General features: G+C 61.9%; 16 protein-coding genes. 7 read left to right on the top strand and 9 right to left on the bottom strand.

The window, feature by feature from the left end; all coding sequences use genetic code 11:
- Positions 1-280 precede the first annotated feature (280 nt).
- From HMCN_RS0113920 to lpdA, 4 genes are read left to right on the top strand one after another with little or no spacing between them, the layout of a single operon-like run.
- Positions 281-1,513 (top strand): 3-methyl-2-oxobutanoate dehydrogenase (2-methylpropanoyl-transferring) subunit alpha, encoded by a 1,233-nt coding sequence (locus tag HMCN_RS0113920; protein WP_025917961.1) that lies wholly within the window; start codon positions 281-283, stop codon positions 1,511-1,513.
- Complete coding sequence (locus HMCN_RS0113915) at positions 1,510-2,535, top strand: alpha-ketoacid dehydrogenase subunit beta (protein ID WP_035627221.1); 1,026 nt, start codon at positions 1,510-1,512, stop codon at positions 2,533-2,535. The genes HMCN_RS0113920 and HMCN_RS0113915 overlap by 4 nt, the downstream gene beginning before the upstream one ends.
- A 1-nt stretch (position 2,536) precedes the next feature.
- Positions 2,537-3,814 (top strand): dihydrolipoamide acetyltransferase family protein, encoded by a 1,278-nt coding sequence (locus HMCN_RS0113910; protein ID WP_025917959.1) that lies wholly within the window; start codon positions 2,537-2,539, stop codon positions 3,812-3,814.
- Positions 3,815-3,817: 3 nt separating this feature from the next.
- The gene (gene lpdA / locus HMCN_RS0113905) at positions 3,818-5,236 is read left to right on the top strand and encodes a dihydrolipoyl dehydrogenase (RefSeq protein ID WP_035627220.1); all 1,419 of its coding nucleotides are present in this window, start codon (positions 3,818-3,820) and stop codon (positions 5,234-5,236) included.
- A gap of 173 nt (positions 5,237-5,409) precedes the next feature.
- Here lpdA and alkB read toward each other — a convergent pair whose 3' ends face one another.
- The 4 genes from alkB to HMCN_RS18820 form a co-directional block, all read right to left on the bottom strand.
- Entirely contained in the window at positions 5,410-6,063 is a 654-nt protein-coding gene (gene alkB, locus HMCN_RS0113900; protein WP_025917957.1) for a DNA oxidative demethylase AlkB, read from the bottom strand.
- 267 nt (positions 6,064-6,330) lie between these two features.
- Positions 6,331-7,467: a bifunctional DNA-binding transcriptional regulator/O6-methylguanine-DNA methyltransferase Ada gene (gene ada / locus HMCN_RS0113895; protein WP_025917956.1), complete on the bottom strand. Its 1,137-nt coding sequence runs from the start codon at positions 7,465-7,467 to the stop codon at positions 6,331-6,333.
- Positions 7,468-7,630: 163 nt separating this feature from the next.
- The gene (locus HMCN_RS0113890) at positions 7,631-8,053 is read right to left on the bottom strand and encodes a VOC family protein (protein ID WP_025917955.1); all 423 of its coding nucleotides are present in this window, start codon (positions 8,051-8,053) and stop codon (positions 7,631-7,633) included.
- A gap of 106 nt (positions 8,054-8,159) precedes the next feature.
- On the bottom strand, positions 8,160-8,387 hold the full coding sequence (locus tag HMCN_RS18820) for a hypothetical protein (protein WP_081801522.1): 228 nt from the start codon (positions 8,385-8,387) through the stop codon (positions 8,160-8,162).
- Between the two features lie 125 nt (positions 8,388-8,512).
- On the opposite strand from HMCN_RS18820, the gene dinB reads away from it, so the two are divergent.
- The 3 genes from dinB to HMCN_RS0113870 all read left to right on the top strand — a co-directional run bounded on the left by dinB (position 8,513) and on the right by HMCN_RS0113870 (position 10,704).
- The gene (gene dinB, locus HMCN_RS0113880; protein ID WP_025917954.1) at positions 8,513-9,676 is read left to right on the top strand and encodes a DNA polymerase IV; all 1,164 of its coding nucleotides are present in this window, start codon (positions 8,513-8,515) and stop codon (positions 9,674-9,676) included.
- Between the two features lie 161 nt (positions 9,677-9,837).
- A complete protein-coding gene (locus HMCN_RS0113875) occupies positions 9,838-10,242 on the top strand; it encodes a group III truncated hemoglobin (protein ID WP_025917953.1) in 405 nt (134 codons plus the stop codon).
- Between the two features lie 24 nt (positions 10,243-10,266).
- Positions 10,267-10,704 (top strand): CopD family copper resistance protein, encoded by a 438-nt coding sequence (locus HMCN_RS0113870; RefSeq protein ID WP_025917952.1) that lies wholly within the window; start codon positions 10,267-10,269, stop codon positions 10,702-10,704.
- A gap of 33 nt (positions 10,705-10,737) precedes the next feature.
- Here HMCN_RS0113870 and HMCN_RS0113865 read toward each other — a convergent pair whose 3' ends face one another.
- The 5 genes from HMCN_RS0113865 to HMCN_RS0113840 all read right to left on the bottom strand — a co-directional run.
- Complete coding sequence (locus tag HMCN_RS0113865; RefSeq protein ID WP_025917951.1) at positions 10,738-12,093, bottom strand: glutamine synthetase family protein; 1,356 nt, start codon at positions 12,091-12,093, stop codon at positions 10,738-10,740.
- A 46-nt stretch (positions 12,094-12,139) separates the two neighbouring features.
- Positions 12,140-12,694, bottom strand: coding sequence for a helix-turn-helix domain-containing protein (locus HMCN_RS0113860; protein WP_025917950.1), 555 nt, complete (start codon positions 12,692-12,694; stop codon positions 12,140-12,142).
- Positions 12,695-12,714: 20 nt separating this feature from the next.
- The gene (locus HMCN_RS0113855) at positions 12,715-13,998 is read right to left on the bottom strand and encodes an FAD-binding oxidoreductase (RefSeq protein WP_025917949.1); all 1,284 of its coding nucleotides are present in this window, start codon (positions 13,996-13,998) and stop codon (positions 12,715-12,717) included.
- A gap of 557 nt (positions 13,999-14,555) precedes the next feature.
- Positions 14,556-14,861 (bottom strand): YqjD family protein, encoded by a 306-nt coding sequence (locus tag HMCN_RS0113845; RefSeq protein ID WP_025917947.1) that lies wholly within the window; start codon positions 14,859-14,861, stop codon positions 14,556-14,558.
- 108 nt (positions 14,862-14,969) lie between these two features.
- On the bottom strand, positions 14,970-15,836 hold an 867-nt coding region (locus HMCN_RS0113840), incomplete at its 5' end, for an OmpA family protein (protein ID WP_025917946.1).

Genomic DNA, 15,836 nt, shown 5'->3' with positions numbered 1-15,836 from the left:
CAACTGGAGCACTACATCATGGGCGAGCGCTTCTGAGAGCCGGGCATCGAGGGCTACGGACAATTGCGATTAGCACGCCGCTTACCAACCTGAGTATTAATTTAAATATCGACAAATAAAATATGCTAAGAAATGCAATTAAAAATAGACAACTACCCCATGTCTTTTGTGAAATTCATGGAATTTTTTATCAAGTATTAGTGGCAGTCGACGCTGCGCATCGCGCGGAAATATCGTGATATGGCGCCATCCAGCAGTCTGCCAGTCAGGAGTAATGCAAATGCATCAGAACGAACCTCTTCGTCTGCATGTGCCGGAGCCGACCGGACGCCCGGGTCATGCGACCGATTTTTCCTACCTCCATGTGTCGCCCGCCGGCGCAGCGCGCCGCCCTCCGATCGATGTCTCGCCGCCGGAAACCAGCGATCTGGCCTTTGCGCTGGTGCGGGTACTGGACGACGATGGCAATGCGCTCGGGCCGTGGGCGCCGCAGATCGAACTGGAAACGGTGCGCGCCGGGCTGCGGGCGATGATGAAAACCCGCATCTTCGATGCCCGCATGCTGGTAGCGCAGCGGCAAAAGAAAATCTCCTTTTACATGCAGAGCCTGGGCGAAGAAGCGATCGGCACCGCACAGGCGCTGGCGCTCAACATCGACGACATGTGCTTTCCGACCTATCGCCAGCAAAGCTTGCTGATGGCGCGCGACGTGCCGCTGGTTGACTTGATCTGCCAGCTGATGTCGAATGAGCATGACCCGCTCAAGGGGCGGCAGCTACCGGTAATGTATTCGGTGCGCAAGGCAGGCTTCTTCTCCATCTCCGGCAACCTGGCGACGCAATTCCTCCAGGCGGTAGGCTGGGGCATGGCATCCGCCATCAAGGGCGACACCAAAATCGCCTCGGCCTGGATTGGCGACGGCGCCACCGCCGAAGCCGATTTCGATACCGGGCTGACCTTTGCCCATGTGTACCGGGCGCCGGTGATCCTGAATGTGGTCAACAACCAGTGGGCGATCTCGACCTTCCAGACCATCGCCGGCGGCGAGAACACCACTTTCGCGGCGCGCGGCGTGGGCTGCGGCATCGCCTCGCTGCGGGTGGACGGCAACGACTTCCTGGCGGTATACGCGGCCTCGAAGTGGGCCAGCGAACGCGCGCGCGGCAACCTGGGGCCGACGCTGATCGAATGGGTCACCTATCGCGCCGGCCCGCACTCGACTTCCGACGATCCGTCCAAATACCGTCCGGCCGACGACTGGGCCCGCTTCCCGCTGGGCGACCCGATCGCCCGCCTCAAGCAGCATCTGATCGGCATCGGCGCATGGTCGGAGCAAGAGCATGAAGACACGCAAAAAGCGCTGGAAGCGCAAGTGATGGCCGCTCAGAAGGAAGCCGAGCAATACGGCACCTTGGCCAACGGTCATATCTCCAGCGCAGCGGCGATGTTTGAAGATGTCTACAAGGATATGCCGGAACATTTGCGCCGGCAGCGCCAGCAACTCGGAATATGACCATGACAACCTCTTCCATGACCATGATTCAGGCGCTGCGTTCGGCAATGGACGTGATGCTGGAGCGCGACAGCAATGTAGTCGTATTCGGCCAGGATGTCGGTTATTTCGGCGGCGTGTTCCGCTGCACCGATGGCCTGCAGAAAAAATACGGCACCTCGCGCGTGTTCGATACGCCGATCTCCGAGGGCGGCATCGTCGGCGTTGCCGTCGGCATGGGCGCCTACGGCTTGCGGCCGGTGGCCGAGATCCAGTTTGCCGATTACTTTTATCCGGCCTCCGATCAGATCGTATCCGAAGCGGCCCGGCTGCGTTTTCGCTCGGCCGGCGAGTTTACCGCGCCGCTCACGATCCGGATGCCCTGCGGCGGCGGCATTTACGGCGGCCAAACCCATAGTCAAAGCCCGGAGGCAATGTTTATCCAGGTCTGCGGGCTGCGCACCGTGATGCCATCCAATCCGTACGACGCCAAGGGTTTGCTGATCGCCGCGATCGAAAACGACGATCCGGTCATCTTTCTCGAACCCAAGCGCTTGTACAACGGGCCATTCGATGGTCATCATGAAAAACCGGTGGTGCCGTGGTCCCAGCACCCGCTGGGCGAGGTGCCCGACGGTTATTACACGCTGCCGCTGGAATCGGCATCGGTGTTTCGCGCTGGCACCGATCTGACCGTGATCACCTACGGCACCATGGTTTTCGTCTCGGAAGCTGCAGCGCAGGAAAGCGGGATCGATGCCGAAATCATCGATTTGCGCAGCCTGTGGCCACTGGATTTGCCAACCATTGTTGCCTCGGTCAAAAAGACCGGCCGCTGCGTGATCGTGCATGAAGCGACGCGCACCGGCGGCTTTGGAGCCGAACTGACGGCACTGGTGCAGGAACACTGCTTTTATCACCTCGAAGCGCCGATCGAACGCGTCACCGGCTGGGATACGCCTTACCCGCATGCGCAGGAGTGGGCCTACTTCCCCGGCCCGGCCCGGGTGGCGGCAGCGTTCAAACGCACGATGGAGGCATGAGATGGGGATTCATGTAATCAAGATGCCGGACATCGGCGAAGGCATTGCAGAGGTCGAACTGGTGCTGTGGCGCGTGCAGCCGGGCGACACGGTTACTGAGGATCAAATTCTGGCCGATGTGATGACCGACAAGGCCACCATCGAGATTCCGTCGCCGGTGGCCGGCACGGTGCTGGCGCTGGGCGGCAAAGCGGGAGAGGTGATGGCGGTAGGGTCTGAACTGATCCGCATTGAAGTCGCCGGCACAGGCAATGCCGACGCCAGCAATGCGACGATCCCGGCCAGACCGGCCGCGCCGCCGGCCGCAGCCGCCCCGACCGCCCCGGCCGAGCCCGCGCGCGCGCCGGCACCGGTCGGTACCGCAACAGCACGCGCGGTCCCTGCAGCACGGCCAGCCGGCGAAAAACCGATCGCCTCGCCGGCGCTGCGTCGGCGCGCCTGGGACATGGGCATTGAACTGCAATACGTGCCGGGCAGCGGCGCGGCCGGCCGTATCCTGCAACAAGACCTGGATGCCTATGCCGCCCGCGGCGCAGGCCCGTACGCCATCGGAAATAACGCGATGCGCTACCAGCAGCGGGATGACGAGGAAGCGCTGCCTGTGATCGGACTGCGCCGCAAAATCGCGCAGAAGATGCAGGAGTCCAAGCGCCGCATTCCGCACTTTACCTATGTCGAAGAAGTCGACATGACCGAGCTGGAAGCGTTGCGCACGCGCCTCAACGAGCGTTGGGGCAGCGAACGGGTGCGCCTGACGGTGCTGCCGTTTTTGATGCGGGCGATGGTGCTGGCGGTACGCGAGTTTCCGCAAATCAATGCACGCTTCGACGACGATGCCGGCATCGTTACGCGCTTCGGCGCGGTCCACATCGGTATTGCCACCCAGACCGGCGCCGGCCTGGTAGTGCCGGTGCTGCGCCATGCGGAAGCGCACGATCTGTGGTCGAGCGCGGCCGAAGTGACGCGACTGGCCGAAGCCGCGCGCAGCGGCAAGGCCACGCGCGAGGAGCTTTCGGGTTCGACCATCACAGTTACCAGCCTGGGAGCCTTGGGCGGGATTGTCTCCACGCCGGTAATCAATCATCCCGAAGTGGCGATAGTCGGGGTCAACCGAATGGTCTTGCGGCCAATGATCCGCGCCGGCACTGTGGTGCCGCGCCAGATGATGAACTTGTCGTCGTCGTTCGATCACCGGGTGGTCGACGGCATGCACGCGGCCGAATTCATACAGGCGCTGCGCGGCTACCTGGAATGCCCGGCCACGCTGTTCATGGAGTAAATAATGAACGCACAATCGACCACCTTGCTGATCATCGGCGGCGGCCCCGGCGGCTATGTCGCCGCGATCCGCGCTGCGCAACTGGGCATTGCCACCACGCTAATCGAAGGCGAGCAGCTGGGCGGAACCTGCCTGAACATCGGCTGCATCCCGTCCAAGGCGCTGATCCACGCCGCCGATGCATTCGAAAAGGCATGCCAGTATGCAGGCGATTCGGCGCTCGGCATCCGCGTGCAATCGCCCCGCATCGATCTACCGCAAACGGTGCGCTGGAAGGATGGCATCGTCCACAAGCTGACTTCTGGCGTGGCCACGCTGCTCAAGAAAAACGGCGTGCAGGTAATCAAGGGCTGGGCCCGCATTATCGACGGCAAGACGGTCGAGGTGCGGCAGAGTGCAGAAGATGTGGCGAGCGCCGGGCCTGCGCCGCTGCGCATCGGTTGCCAGCATTTGTTGCTGGCAACCGGCTCGCAGGCGGTGGCGCTGCCGAACATGCCGTTCGGCGGGCCCGTGATCAGCTCCACCGAAGCGCTGTCGCCGGCATCGTTGCCGCGCCGCCTGGTGGTGGTCGGCGCCGGCTATATCGGACTGGAACTGGGCACCGCGTATCGCAAGCTGGGGGCCGAGGTGAGCGTAGTCGAGGCGCTTGATCGCATTCTGCCTGCCTACGACGCAGACCTGGGCAAGCCGGTAGCCGCCGCATTGCAGCGCCTGGGAGTGCAATTCCATCTGGGCTGCACAGTACAGGGGCTGAATGCAAGCGGCGACGCAGTGCGGGTGCGCAACAGCGAAGGCGAGGAATCCGAACTGGCAGCCGACCAGGTGCTGGTCGCGGTCGGCCGCCATCCCCGCACGCAAGGCTGGGACCTGGAAAGCCTGATGCTCGACATGACGGGCCGCGCCGTGAAAATCGACGACCAATGCCGTACCTCGATGCGCGACGTCTGGGCCATCGGCGACCTGACCGGCGAGCCGATGCTGGCGCACCGCGCGATGGCGCAGGGCGAGATGGTGGCCGAGATCATCGCCGGCAAACGCCGCCATTTCGCGCCGCGTGCGATGCCTGCCGTGTGCTTCACCGATCCCGAAGTGGTGGTCGCCGGCTACACGCCGCAAGGCGCGCTGGACGCGGGGCTGGACTGCATCGACGCAATATTTCCGTTCGCCGCCAACGGCCGCGCGATGACCATCGAATCGACCGCCGGTTTTGTGCGCGTGGTGGCACGCCGCGACAACCATTTGATCGTCGGCTGGCAGGCGGTGGGAAGCAGCGTATCCGAACTCAGCGCCGCGTTCAGTCATTCGATCGAGATGGGCGCGGTACTGGAGGACGTAGCCGGCACCATCCACGCCCATCCGACACTCGGCGAAGCGGTACAGGAAACGGCGCTGCGCGCGCTCGGACATGCGCTGCATATCTAGTGTCCTGAATTACTAATTCGTTGAATAAATATGACGAGAATCACCCCGATACGGTGTCACAAATGCGCGCAAGGCTCCAGCCTTGCTGTGCTTTGTTCCTTGTCTCGTGCCGATTTCGACATATTTAATTCTTCAACGAACTAACAACTCAGGACACTAGCGCTCGACCGGAATCAGGCTGCCTTGCGGAATGTCAGGTTGATGCGCTGCCCGCCCAGCAGCGGGTGGCAACCCTCTTTCAGCGGCATCACGCCGTGATAGCGCAACCGCGCCGGGCCGCCCCACACCGCCACATCGCCATGCGTCAAAGGCACTCGGGTCGGCTTGTCTTCGCGCCGCACACCGCCGAACAGAAACACCGCCGGCATGCCGAGCGACACCGAAACGATCGGCTGGTCAAAATCGCGCTCGTTCTTGTCCTGATGCAGCGACAGCCGCGCGCCCGGCTGGTAGCGGTTGATCAGGCACGCGTCCGGCACGAAATTCTGGAAGCCGGCGCTTGCCGCGGCCTCCTGCGCCAATGCCAGAAACACTTCCGGCATGCGGGGCCAGGGCTGGCCAGTCTCGCTGTCCAGCCCGGCATAGCGGTAGCCGGTACGATCGGACAGCCAGCCGCAGGCACCGCAGTTGGTCATCGCGACCGACATCCGAAAGCCCCCTGGCGTGAGCATCTGGCGAAACGGCGCCTGGGCCGTGATTGCGGACAAGGCCGTCAGGATATGCGCCAGATTTTCCAGCGCGAAGCCGCGCAGCACCAACGCCCCCGGACACAATTCCTCGCGCCAGGTTCGGTCCTGCTCGATGCCTTCGAATAGATTCATCGTCATTGATGTGCGCGTTCGATGCCGAATATTCATCATGCTGCAAACCATGTCCGCGAAAGGCACGAAAAAAGCCGCCGATCGGCTGCGCAGGAGCAGGTTCTCACGCTGTGCGGAGGGCGCAACGCAAATTAGTAGTAAGCATAGTATATTTCACCATCGCAATAAAAATATATGGAAAATAGCATGAAAATTACCATACTCCCTATTTTAATGAAACTCGCTGGGGTCTGAATTCAGTTCGCGCCTTGCATGTCTTTCGCGGACAATGCATCAGATCTTCAGCCGAGGCTTGTTATCCGCCCCCTCCTTTTCCAGCAAGGCGCGCGCTTCATTGTCCAGCAGCGCACGCTTGCGTTCGACGCCCCAGCGGTAGCCGGACAGGCCGCCATCGTTGCGCACCACCCGGTGGCACGGGATCGCCACCGCCAGCGCGTTGGCGGCGCACGCGCCGGCCACCGCCCGCACCGCTTTCGGCGCGCCGATACGCTGCGCGATCTCGGTATAGCTGACGGTCTGCCCGGCCGGAATCTCGCGCAACGCTTGCCAGACCCGCTGCTGGAATACGGTGCCGCGGATATCCAGCGGCAAGTCCAAACCGATTTCCGGCGCTTCGACAAAGCCGACCACCGTGGCCACCAGTTGCTCGAATGCGCTGTCGCCGCCGATCAGCCTGGCGCGGGGAAAGCGATCTTGCAGATCGCGCGCCAGCGCATCGGGGTCGTCGCCCATCAGAATCGCGCAAACGCCGCGTTCGCTTTGGGCCACCAGAATCGCACCGAGCGAACATTCGCCAACCGCAAAACGGATTTCAGTGTTGGCGCCGCCGGCCCGGTAGCTGGTCGGCGTCATCCCCAGCACCGCATCCGATTTTTCATAAAAACGCGAGTTGGCGTTGTAGCCGGCGTCGAAAATGGCTGCGGTGATGGTACCGGCGCGCGTGTCGCTGCGCTCAAGCGCGGTGCGCATCCGCTGCTCGCGCCGCGCCGCTGCATATGCCCTCGGCGTCAATCCGGTGGCCTGCTTGAACAGGCGGTGAAAATGATAGGCGCTGACGCCGACGCGCTGCGCCAGTTCCTGCAGTCCCGGCACGCTCTCCGATGCTTCGATGATCCGGCAGGCTTCGGTGACCTTGGCCGCATGTTGCTCCAGCAGCGAAGGCCGGTCCGGCTTGCAGCGCTTGCAGGGCCGGAACCCAGCCTGCTCGGCGTCCTCGCAACTGGCATGGAATTGCACGTTCTCCGGCCGCGCCAGCCGGGCCGCACAGGACGGGCGGCAATACACGCCGGTGCTCTTGACCGAGTAATAGAACGTGCCGTCGGCCTCGGGCTTGCGCGCGGCAACTGCAGCCCAGCGCGGATCGCCGAGAATGTTGGCCGCGCGCTGCGCATTTTCCGCTGATAAGTTCATCGCGTATTCCTTTCAACCATCTACCGGTTGAAAACAAGTCTAGCAACGACGGCTGTGCGCCGCACTCCGGCTCTTGCTTTCAAATTCTGCGCCAAGCCCGGCAGGCTCCCAAGGGTTTATCAGGTTATTCCCGGCTTGAAAGATGGGCTGGAACCGTTCTGCCTTATTCCTGAATTTCAAAAAACGGGTTCCATACGACTTCCCACAAATGCCGGTCCGGGTCTTCGAAGTATCCGGCGTAGCCGCCCCAGAATGTATCTTGCGCCGGCTTTACGATAGCCGCACCCGCTTTTCGGGCTTGCTCCATTACCACGTCAACTTCTTCTTTTGACGCTACGTTGTGCCCGAGAGTGAACTCGGTACGGCTTGGCAGCCCAACGGAAATACCGGTATCGTGCGAGATACTTGCGCGTGGCCAGACGGCAAGTTTCAAGCCGGCCTGCAGATCGAAAAACGCCACGGCACCGTTCTCAAACTCCGTGCCGATAATGCCCGGCGTCGGCAGACCGAGGCCATCGCGGTAAAACGCCAGCGATTTCCCCAGATCATCGACGCCTATCGTGATGACGGTAATGCGAGGTTTCATATCGGTTTGACTCCTCTCGAGTGCCGGTCAGCCGTGTCATGCAGCCTGACGCCAGTCGCTGCCCTGCCGGTTGGGCGCGGCCGGAGCAGGCATCGCATAAGCGACACTAACCCTGCCGCGCTTTGGATAGAATGATCAACCATCTGCGCAGCAGCACTATTTCAACGTATCCGCATTCGCTTCCGGTGCTGCAATCCAAAACAGGATTGACCGTGTAATAGCGCTTGCGGAGGTCGCGGTAAACGGAGATTTCACGTCTGCCCAAGCGGAGCAAAAATGACGCAGGAGCATATTCTGAACCTGAATGAATTCCGATCGGATGAAAGCTCGCCATGATAGTCGTTCCTTTATGAAAACAACGATAACAAAACACACTCTACCACAACTACTGTATATATAAACAGTATAATATTGTACCGTTTACTTGCGCCGCGCCTTGCCTTAGATTGACAAACCATAATGACCGCCCTGCCTCGCCGTATTGCCCACCTGGACATGGATGCCTTCTACGCATCGGTCGAACTGCTGCGCTACCCGGAATTGCACGGCCGCCCGCTCGTCATCGGCGGGCGCAGCGACCAGCAGCCGACGATCGGGCCAGACGGCAGCCGGCGTTTCGCACGTCTGCGCGACTACACCGGCCGCGGCGTCATCACGACCTCCACCTACGAAGCACGGGCTCTGGGCGTGTTCTCCGGCATGGGCGTCATGAAAGCCGCGCAGCTGGCGCCGGATGCCATCTTGCTACCAGTCAACTTCGATGCCTATCGCCATTATTCGCGCCTGTTCAAAGCCGCCGTGGCCGGCATTGCACCGCACATCGAAGATCGCGGCATCGACGAAATCTACATTGACCTGAGCGCGCTCCCGGGCGATACGCTGGCACTGGCGCAGCGCATCAAGCAAGCGGTGCGCAATGCCACCGGACTCTCCTGTTCGATTGGCGTAACACCCAACAAGCTGCTGTCGAAAATCTGCTCTGACCTTGAAAAGCCGGACGGCCTCACCATTCTCGACCGGGCAGATATTCCGCACCGGATCTGGCCGCTGCCGGTGCGGAAAATCAATGGCATCGGCCCCAAAGCGACTGAAAAATTGGCAGCGCTCGGGATCGCCACCATCGCCGAACTGGCGCAGGCCGAACCCGCCTTCCTGCAAATGCATTTCGGCCGCAGTTATGGCTGCTGGCTGCTGGATGCCGCTCACGGCGTCGACGAAAGCCAGGTCATCACCCATTCCGAACCGAAATCGATCAGCCGCGAAACCACCTTCGAGCGCGACCTGCACGCCCGCAACGACCGCGCCGCCCTGTCGGAAATCTTCACATCGCTCTGCACCCGCGTGGCGGAAGACCTGCAACGCAAGGGTTACCTCGGGCGCACCATCGGCATCAAGTTGCGGTTTGACGATTTTCATACCGTAACGCGCGACGTTACGCTGCCGGCAGCCACCGCCGATCCTGCAATTATTCGCCGCGCAGCGGGAGAATGCCTGCGCCGCATACCGCTGCAGCAAAAGCTGCGATTGCTGGGCGTGCGGGCCAGTGCGCTGTCGTCAAAACATGGGCTGCAGGCGATTGACATGCCATCCCAGGGAGAACTGCCGTTCGCCGTAAATCCATGAAGCGATGATCCGGAAGGATCCACAAAAATAACTCCAGCCAAACGGTCGCGCCATTTTCATGGCGCGCAGACGCAGCGGGCAGTTATAAGCTATATTGCATATATATCTTATAGCTGCACGTCGTTCAATCCCCGAACGCCACAACATTACAAAGGAATTTCATGGCCACACCCGAACTATGCACGGAACAAGAAATTTCGCGGATGGTGCACGACTTCTATGACAGAGTGCGTCTTGACGAAGTGCTGGGGCCGATCTTTAACGGCCACATCTCGGACTGGGATCATCACTTGGCCAAGCTGGTGGATTTCTGGTCGTCGATCCTGCGCGGCACCGGACGCTTCTCCGGCACGCCGATGCCGAAGCACACCGCCCTGCCCGGCTTGAATGCAGAACTGTTCCGGCGCTGGCTGTCGCTGTTCCATGAGACCACCCAGGCGCTCGACAACCAAGCGATGCGCGAGCAAGCCGACAGCGCGGCGCAGCGCATCGCGCAAAGCCTGTGGTACGGCTATCAAATGAGCCGCAATGCGGATCAATTGCCGGCAGAACTGCACCATGACTGATCCTTTGCACCCACAAGCGACAATATGAGCTATCCGATACTTCTGACCCTGCATCTGTTCGGTGCCTTGATGTTCGTCGGCACCGTGTTTTTCGAAGTGCTGATCCTGGAAGGCGTGCGCAAGCACTTGCCGACCGACGTGATGCGCCAGACCGAGCGCGCCATCGGCACGCGCGCGCGCAGCATCATGCCGTGGGTGCTGATGGCGCTGTACGGCGCCGGCATCGGCATGGCCTGGCAGCACCGGGCAGCGCTGGCCCACCCTTTTGCCAGCAGTTTCGGCGTCCTGCTGACACTGAAGATTCTGCTCGCGCTCAGCGTGTTCGGGCATTTCGTTACCGCCATGGTCTGGCTGCGGCGCGGCCTGCTGCGCTCCGGCCGCTCCCGCTTCATTCACATCAGCGTGTTCTGCCACATGGTCGGCATCGTGCTGCTGGCCAAGGGCATGTTCTACCTGCATTGACAGGCAGCCTGGCCCGGATTCAAGACTAAATGCTCATAAAAACCACTGGCATTCGCGCGGCGTGATCACGTCCATGAATGCCAGTTGATCCTGCCGCTTGTTCTGGCAGAACACGTTGACGAACTCAGCGCCCAGCGCGGCCTGCACGAAATCGGCGCCGGCCATCCGGCGCACCGCTTCCAGCATGTCGGTCGGAAACTCGACACCGCTGCTGCGCTCTTCGTTCAGGGACGGAATCGGCTCCCGGCCCTGTTCGAGGCCGTATTCGATCGCCGACAGCACGGCCGCCAGCACCAGATACGGATTGGCATTGGCGCCGGACAGGCGGTGCTCGATGCGCAGGTCCTTGGGTTCCGACTGCGGGATGCGCAGGCAGGCATCGCGGTTTTCCAGGCCCCAGCTGGCGCGCGAGGCGGCATTCACGGTGCCGCTGGTATAGCGCCGGAATGCGTTGTGGTTGGGCGCATGAATCGGCATCGTGTGCGGTATCCAGGCCAGGCAGCCGGCCACCGCGTGCCGCAAAGCCGCGCCTTCGTGCCGGCTCAGCAGGTTTTCGCCATCCTCGCCATACAGGCTGACGTGCAGGTGCATACCGCTGCCGGCATGCTGCAGATAGGGTTTGGCCATGAAACTGGCTTCGCAGCCGTGCTGTTGCGCCACCCCGCGCACGATGCGGCAGAACATCGCCGAATGATCGGCCGCGCGCAGCGGATCGCTGGAGTGGTTGAAGTTAATCTCGAACTGCGACGGTCCGTCCTCCGACAGCATGGTGGTGGTGTCGATGCCCTGCAGCTGCGCGCAACGCACGATGTCCTGCAATACCTCGCTGAAGCGATACAGGCTGTCGATGTCAAACGCGGTCTGGTCCTGCAGCCCGGTGAGCGGGTCGCGCGGCGCTTGCGGCAAGCCGTCCTGGCGCTGACGGTCGACCAGATAGAACTCCAGTTCGAAGGCCACCGTCGGCTGCATGCCCTTGCGGCGCAGGCGTTGCAGCACCTGCGCCAGCACTTCGCGCGGCTCGAAGCAGACCGGCGCGGCAGTGTCGCCGGAGGTCATCAGCATCTGCGCCAGCGGTTCGCGCTGCCAGCCGACCCGCACCAGGCTGCCGGGCACCAGGCGGCGCGGCGTATCCGGATCGCCATCTGCAAACGCATAGTCATCGATCCGGTAGACCCGCCCCTGGGTGCCGAGCAGCAACATGTTTTGCGGGTACTTCAGCATGCCGCCGGCCGCAATTTTTTCAATCTGATCGATCGGATAGCGCTTACCGTGAAAACGTCCGGCCAGATCGAAACCGAGTAAATCCACATTTTGGATATCCGGATGCTGCTGGCGAAATGTCCGTACTTCCTGCAGCAAGCTGTCGTCGGCCGTGGTGCGTGTATTCATCAGTCTCTCTTTCAGGTTGGGGTAGTAATGGTTCTGGTTTTCGGGTTTAACTAAATATCCACAGCACCTTGGTCCGGACCGTCCCCAGGTTGCTGTAACGGCAAGGCGTGCCACTGCGGAAGTGAAACGCGTCGCCGGGTTCCAGCGTGCGCTGCTCGCCGTCCACCAGCATGGTGAGCTGGCCTTCCAGCACATAACCGGCCTGTTCCGAGCTATCCATGATGTGGCGCTCGCCGGTGTCGGAGCCGGGCTCCATCACCGTTTCCAGCATGCAGAAGCGGTTCGACAGATCGGGCGACACCAGATGGTCGATCACGCCGCGCGCATAGCTGAGGGTGCGGCGTTCGGACGGCCGCGTCACCCAGGCGCAGGCGCTGGCCTCGGCCTTCGGGAAGAAGTAGGTGGTCGGCACGCCGAGCGTCTTCTCGATCACGTTCAGGTCTTCGACCGTCGGCTGCGACAGGCCGCGCTCGATCTGCGACATGAAGCCGACCGAGCGCCCGATGCGCCCGGCCAGTTCCTGCAGGGTAAAGCCCTTGCGCTTGCGCAGGTCGCGGATCAGTGCGCCCAGTGTCGCGCTGTCCGGATTCGGATGGTTCATGTTTATCCTTGATAATTCAATTAAATGGCATCGCGCAGGCGGTACCAGAATTTGCCGGCCGCTTCCAGCGATGGCGCCAGCCATGCACCACCGGGAAAAGCCCGGTGCTGCAGTCGTTTGAAGATGTCCAGGCTGTGGCGCTGGCCGCCGATCGCATCTGCCACCGCGCGCGCCGCGGCGCAGGTCGGCAGCACGCCGTGGCCGGAATAGCCCAGCATCCAGTGCACATTGCCGCGGCTGCCGATGGCAGGCGCACGGTTCATGCTGACATCGATGTGGCCGCCCCAGCCGTATTCCAGCCGCACGCCCCTGAGCGCCGGAAAGACACGCTCCAGGCGCGGCCGGATGGCGGCGCCGATATCGCGCGGCATCCCGCCCAGATAGGTGCAGCCGCCGCCGAACAGCAGCCGATGATCCGGCGTCAGGCGGAAGTAATCCAGCACGAACTGGTTGTCGGTGACGCAGGCATTGGCCGGCAGCAGCGCTCTGGCCCGCTCCGGTTCCAGCGCCTCGGTCGCCACCACAAAGGTGCCGACCGGCAGGATGCGGCGGCTCAGGGCCGGATCGAGCCGGTCGATGTAGGCATTGCATGCCAGAACCAGCGCATCGCAACGGATGCTGCCATGTTCAGTCGTGACCTGCACCCGGTCGCCGGCTTCCTGATAGGACAGCGCCCGGGTCTGCTCGAAAATCTGCCCGCCCGCCTGCTCGACGGCCGCCGCCAGTCCCAGCGCCAGCTTGAGCGGATTCAGATGCGCGCCTTCCGGGTCCAGCAGGCCCGCCAGATAACGCGTGCTGCCGACCCAGTCCGGCAGCGCCGCCCGGTCGATGAATTGCAGCCGGTCGTAGCCCCACTTCTGCGCCGCATCTTGCTGCCATTCGTGCAGCAGCTTGATGCGGCGCGGCAGTACGGCGGTCCACAGATGGCCGGCGCGGTAGTCGCAGTCGAAGCCGTGGCGCCCGGGCAGCGCCCTGACCTCGGCGGCAGCCCAGCGCATCAGGTCCCACAAATGCCGGGCGTCCTGATGCCCGAGCGCCGCCTCCAGCGGCTCCATGTCGCACGACCAGCCCAGTATCGCCATGCCGCCATTGCGCCCGGAAGCGGCCCAGCCGATCCGGCTGGATTCGATCAGGGTCACGCGCTGGCCGGCCAGCGCCAGCCGCAGCGCGGTGTGCAAGCCGGAGAATCCGGCGCCGATGACCAATATCCCGGTATCGACGTCACCCGCCTGCGCCGGCCGCGACGGCGCGCTGCAGGTGGTGGCGTAGTAGCTGGCGACGTGCTGCCGATCCCGTTCGAACATGTTTTGCCTTAAATGAAAAACAGCATATATATTTTCATGAATTATTATTTCATTATTTTCATGAAAATAAAAGTAAATAATTTCACATGGCATGGAAATTAGCCGCCAGGCACGATCCGGCGCCGGACGAATTGATAAAAATATTTGAGTATGCTGAATTGATCGCTGGTTCACGCCGGTTTTAATTGGCTGATAGAAAATACGCACTGCAGTATAAAAATAACCCGAGCAAGCGCTGCAGCTCCGCAGGTTCACAATAGTGGGGGAAGGCCCGCTGCACGACAAACACGCGGGCGCGGGAAAAGATAGCTGGGGTTTTGGGTACGAAGAAAAATGCTATCGGACTGCCGTCATCCAAGGCAGCGGCCGACAGGATGATGCGATGCGGGGATATTTGACCGTCTGCCATGCAGCGCAAGGACCGTTCCGGACGGCCCTGGAAAACCGTCGTCCAGCCCTGACAGGCTCTCTGCCATTCGGAACGCCGCATGACACGGCAAATGCGCAAAGCGGTTGCAGGACTCAATCCGGCAACCGCTCTGAATCATGGCAACTTACTACTTCTTGCGGTTCAGCACCACGCCCGCCAGCAATCCGACGCCGGCGGCCACGGCAAGCGCCCGCCATGGATTGAGTTTCACGTAATCCTCTGTCGAGGCCGCCATTTCCTGGCTGGCGGCGACGGCGCTGGCTTGCACGCCCTGCGCCTTGACCAGCGCCGTATCGAGCAGGCGCATGCCGCGGTTGCGGGCTTCCTCGGCCTTTTCGCCCGTCAATGCCGAGGCGGCCTGAAACAACGCCTGCGCATCCTTGACCAGTGTCTTTACGTCACTGTTGATTACCTTCAAATTCGATTCCAGCATGATGCACTCCTCTAGATCAGTAATTAGATATCCTGGCCACCGCCCGTTCGGGGCTGGCCAGCCAAACGGCTTGCCGCGCCATACGCCGGCAAGCGCTGCGGCCCCGGATTAGCGCGCGATGATCTTGCCGCCGGCATCCGACAGGACGATCTCGACGCGCCGGTTCAGCTGGCGGCTCTGCACCGTGTTATTAGAGGCAACCGGATACGCCTCGCCATAACCGCGGATAGCGACCCGCTCAGCGGCCACGCCCAGTTCCTGCAAGGCGCTGCGCACTGCGGCGGCGCGGCGCTCGGACAATTGCTGGTTATGCGCAGCAGCGCCGGTGCTGTCGGTGAAGCCTTCAACCAGCACGGTGCGTTGCGGATTTTGCTGCAGGACATCGGCCAGCTTTTGGGCGGTGCGCATGCCATCCGGATTCAAGCGGGCCATGTCGGTACCGAACAAGACGTCGCCGAGGGTGATGACCATGCCGCGCTCGGTCTTTTTTGCAGCCAGATCGGCCAATTGCGCTTCCAGTTGTGCCGCGCGCGCTTGCGCTTGCTGGGCCTCGCCCTGCGCTACCTGCGCTTCCAGTTTCGATTGCTCGGCGCTCATCTTGGCTTGCTCCGCTTCGTTGGTGCGTTGCGCCAAGCGGACTTGATCGCGTTCCTTGCCGGCGCTGGCGATATCGGCCTCGGCCGATTTCTGCTTGACGACTTCCTGCGTCAGCGCGATTTTTTGCCTGGCAAGATAGGCCAGCTTGTCGATTTTTTCAGCGCTGCCGGCATGGCTGGCCGCTGCATTGGCCTGCTCCAGAGCCTCGCCGGCCTGCTTCATTTCCAGCGGCGCGTAACTGGCGACTTTCGGGTTGTTTTGCGCTGCCACATAGTCGCCGCGGGTCTGGTCCAGCAAACTGGTAGTTTTCGGCATCGAACTGCAGGCACCGACAAGAGCGGCAATGGTCAGCAAGGCAGGCGTAAAGTATATTTTTTT

Source organism: Herminiimonas sp. CN, from assembly GCF_000622895.1.
In the GTDB taxonomy this organism is placed as follows: Bacteria; Pseudomonadota; Gammaproteobacteria; order Burkholderiales; family Burkholderiaceae_D; genus AVCC01.
This window is presented reverse-complemented; position numbering and strand designations above follow the sequence as displayed.

Bases quoted from the DNA above. Each gene is read 5' to 3' on its own strand.
- HMCN_RS0113920 (WP_025917961.1), top strand. From the start codon at position 281: ATGCATCAGAACGAACCTCTTCGTCTGCATGTGCCGGAGCCGACCGGA.
- HMCN_RS0113915 (WP_035627221.1), top strand. From the start codon at position 1,510: ATGACCATGACAACCTCTTCCATGACCATGATTCAGGCGCTGCGTTCG.
- HMCN_RS0113910 (WP_025917959.1), top strand. From the start codon at position 2,537: ATGGGGATTCATGTAATCAAGATGCCGGACATCGGCGAAGGCATTGCA.
- lpdA (WP_035627220.1), top strand. From the start codon at position 3,818: ATGAACGCACAATCGACCACCTTGCTGATCATCGGCGGCGGCCCCGGC.
- alkB (WP_025917957.1), bottom strand. From the start codon at position 6,063: ATGACGATGAATCTATTCGAAGGCATCGAGCAGGACCGAACCTGGCGC.
- ada (WP_025917956.1), bottom strand. From the start codon at position 7,467: ATGAACTTATCAGCGGAAAATGCGCAGCGCGCGGCCAACATTCTCGGC.
- HMCN_RS0113890 (WP_025917955.1), bottom strand. From the start codon at position 8,053: ATGAAACCTCGCATTACCGTCATCACGATAGGCGTCGATGATCTGGGG.
- HMCN_RS18820 (WP_081801522.1), bottom strand. From the start codon at position 8,387: ATGGCGAGCTTTCATCCGATCGGAATTCATTCAGGTTCAGAATATGCT.
- dinB (WP_025917954.1), top strand. From the start codon at position 8,513: ATGACCGCCCTGCCTCGCCGTATTGCCCACCTGGACATGGATGCCTTC.
- HMCN_RS0113875 (WP_025917953.1), top strand. From the start codon at position 9,838: ATGGCCACACCCGAACTATGCACGGAACAAGAAATTTCGCGGATGGTG.
- HMCN_RS0113870 (WP_025917952.1), top strand. From the start codon at position 10,267: ATGAGCTATCCGATACTTCTGACCCTGCATCTGTTCGGTGCCTTGATG.
- HMCN_RS0113865 (WP_025917951.1), bottom strand. From the start codon at position 12,093: ATGAATACACGCACCACGGCCGACGACAGCTTGCTGCAGGAAGTACGG.
- HMCN_RS0113860 (WP_025917950.1), bottom strand. From the start codon at position 12,694: ATGAACCATCCGAATCCGGACAGCGCGACACTGGGCGCACTGATCCGC.
- HMCN_RS0113855 (WP_025917949.1), bottom strand. From the start codon at position 13,998: ATGTTCGAACGGGATCGGCAGCACGTCGCCAGCTACTACGCCACCACC.
- HMCN_RS0113845 (WP_025917947.1), bottom strand. From the start codon at position 14,861: ATGCTGGAATCGAATTTGAAGGTAATCAACAGTGACGTAAAGACACTG.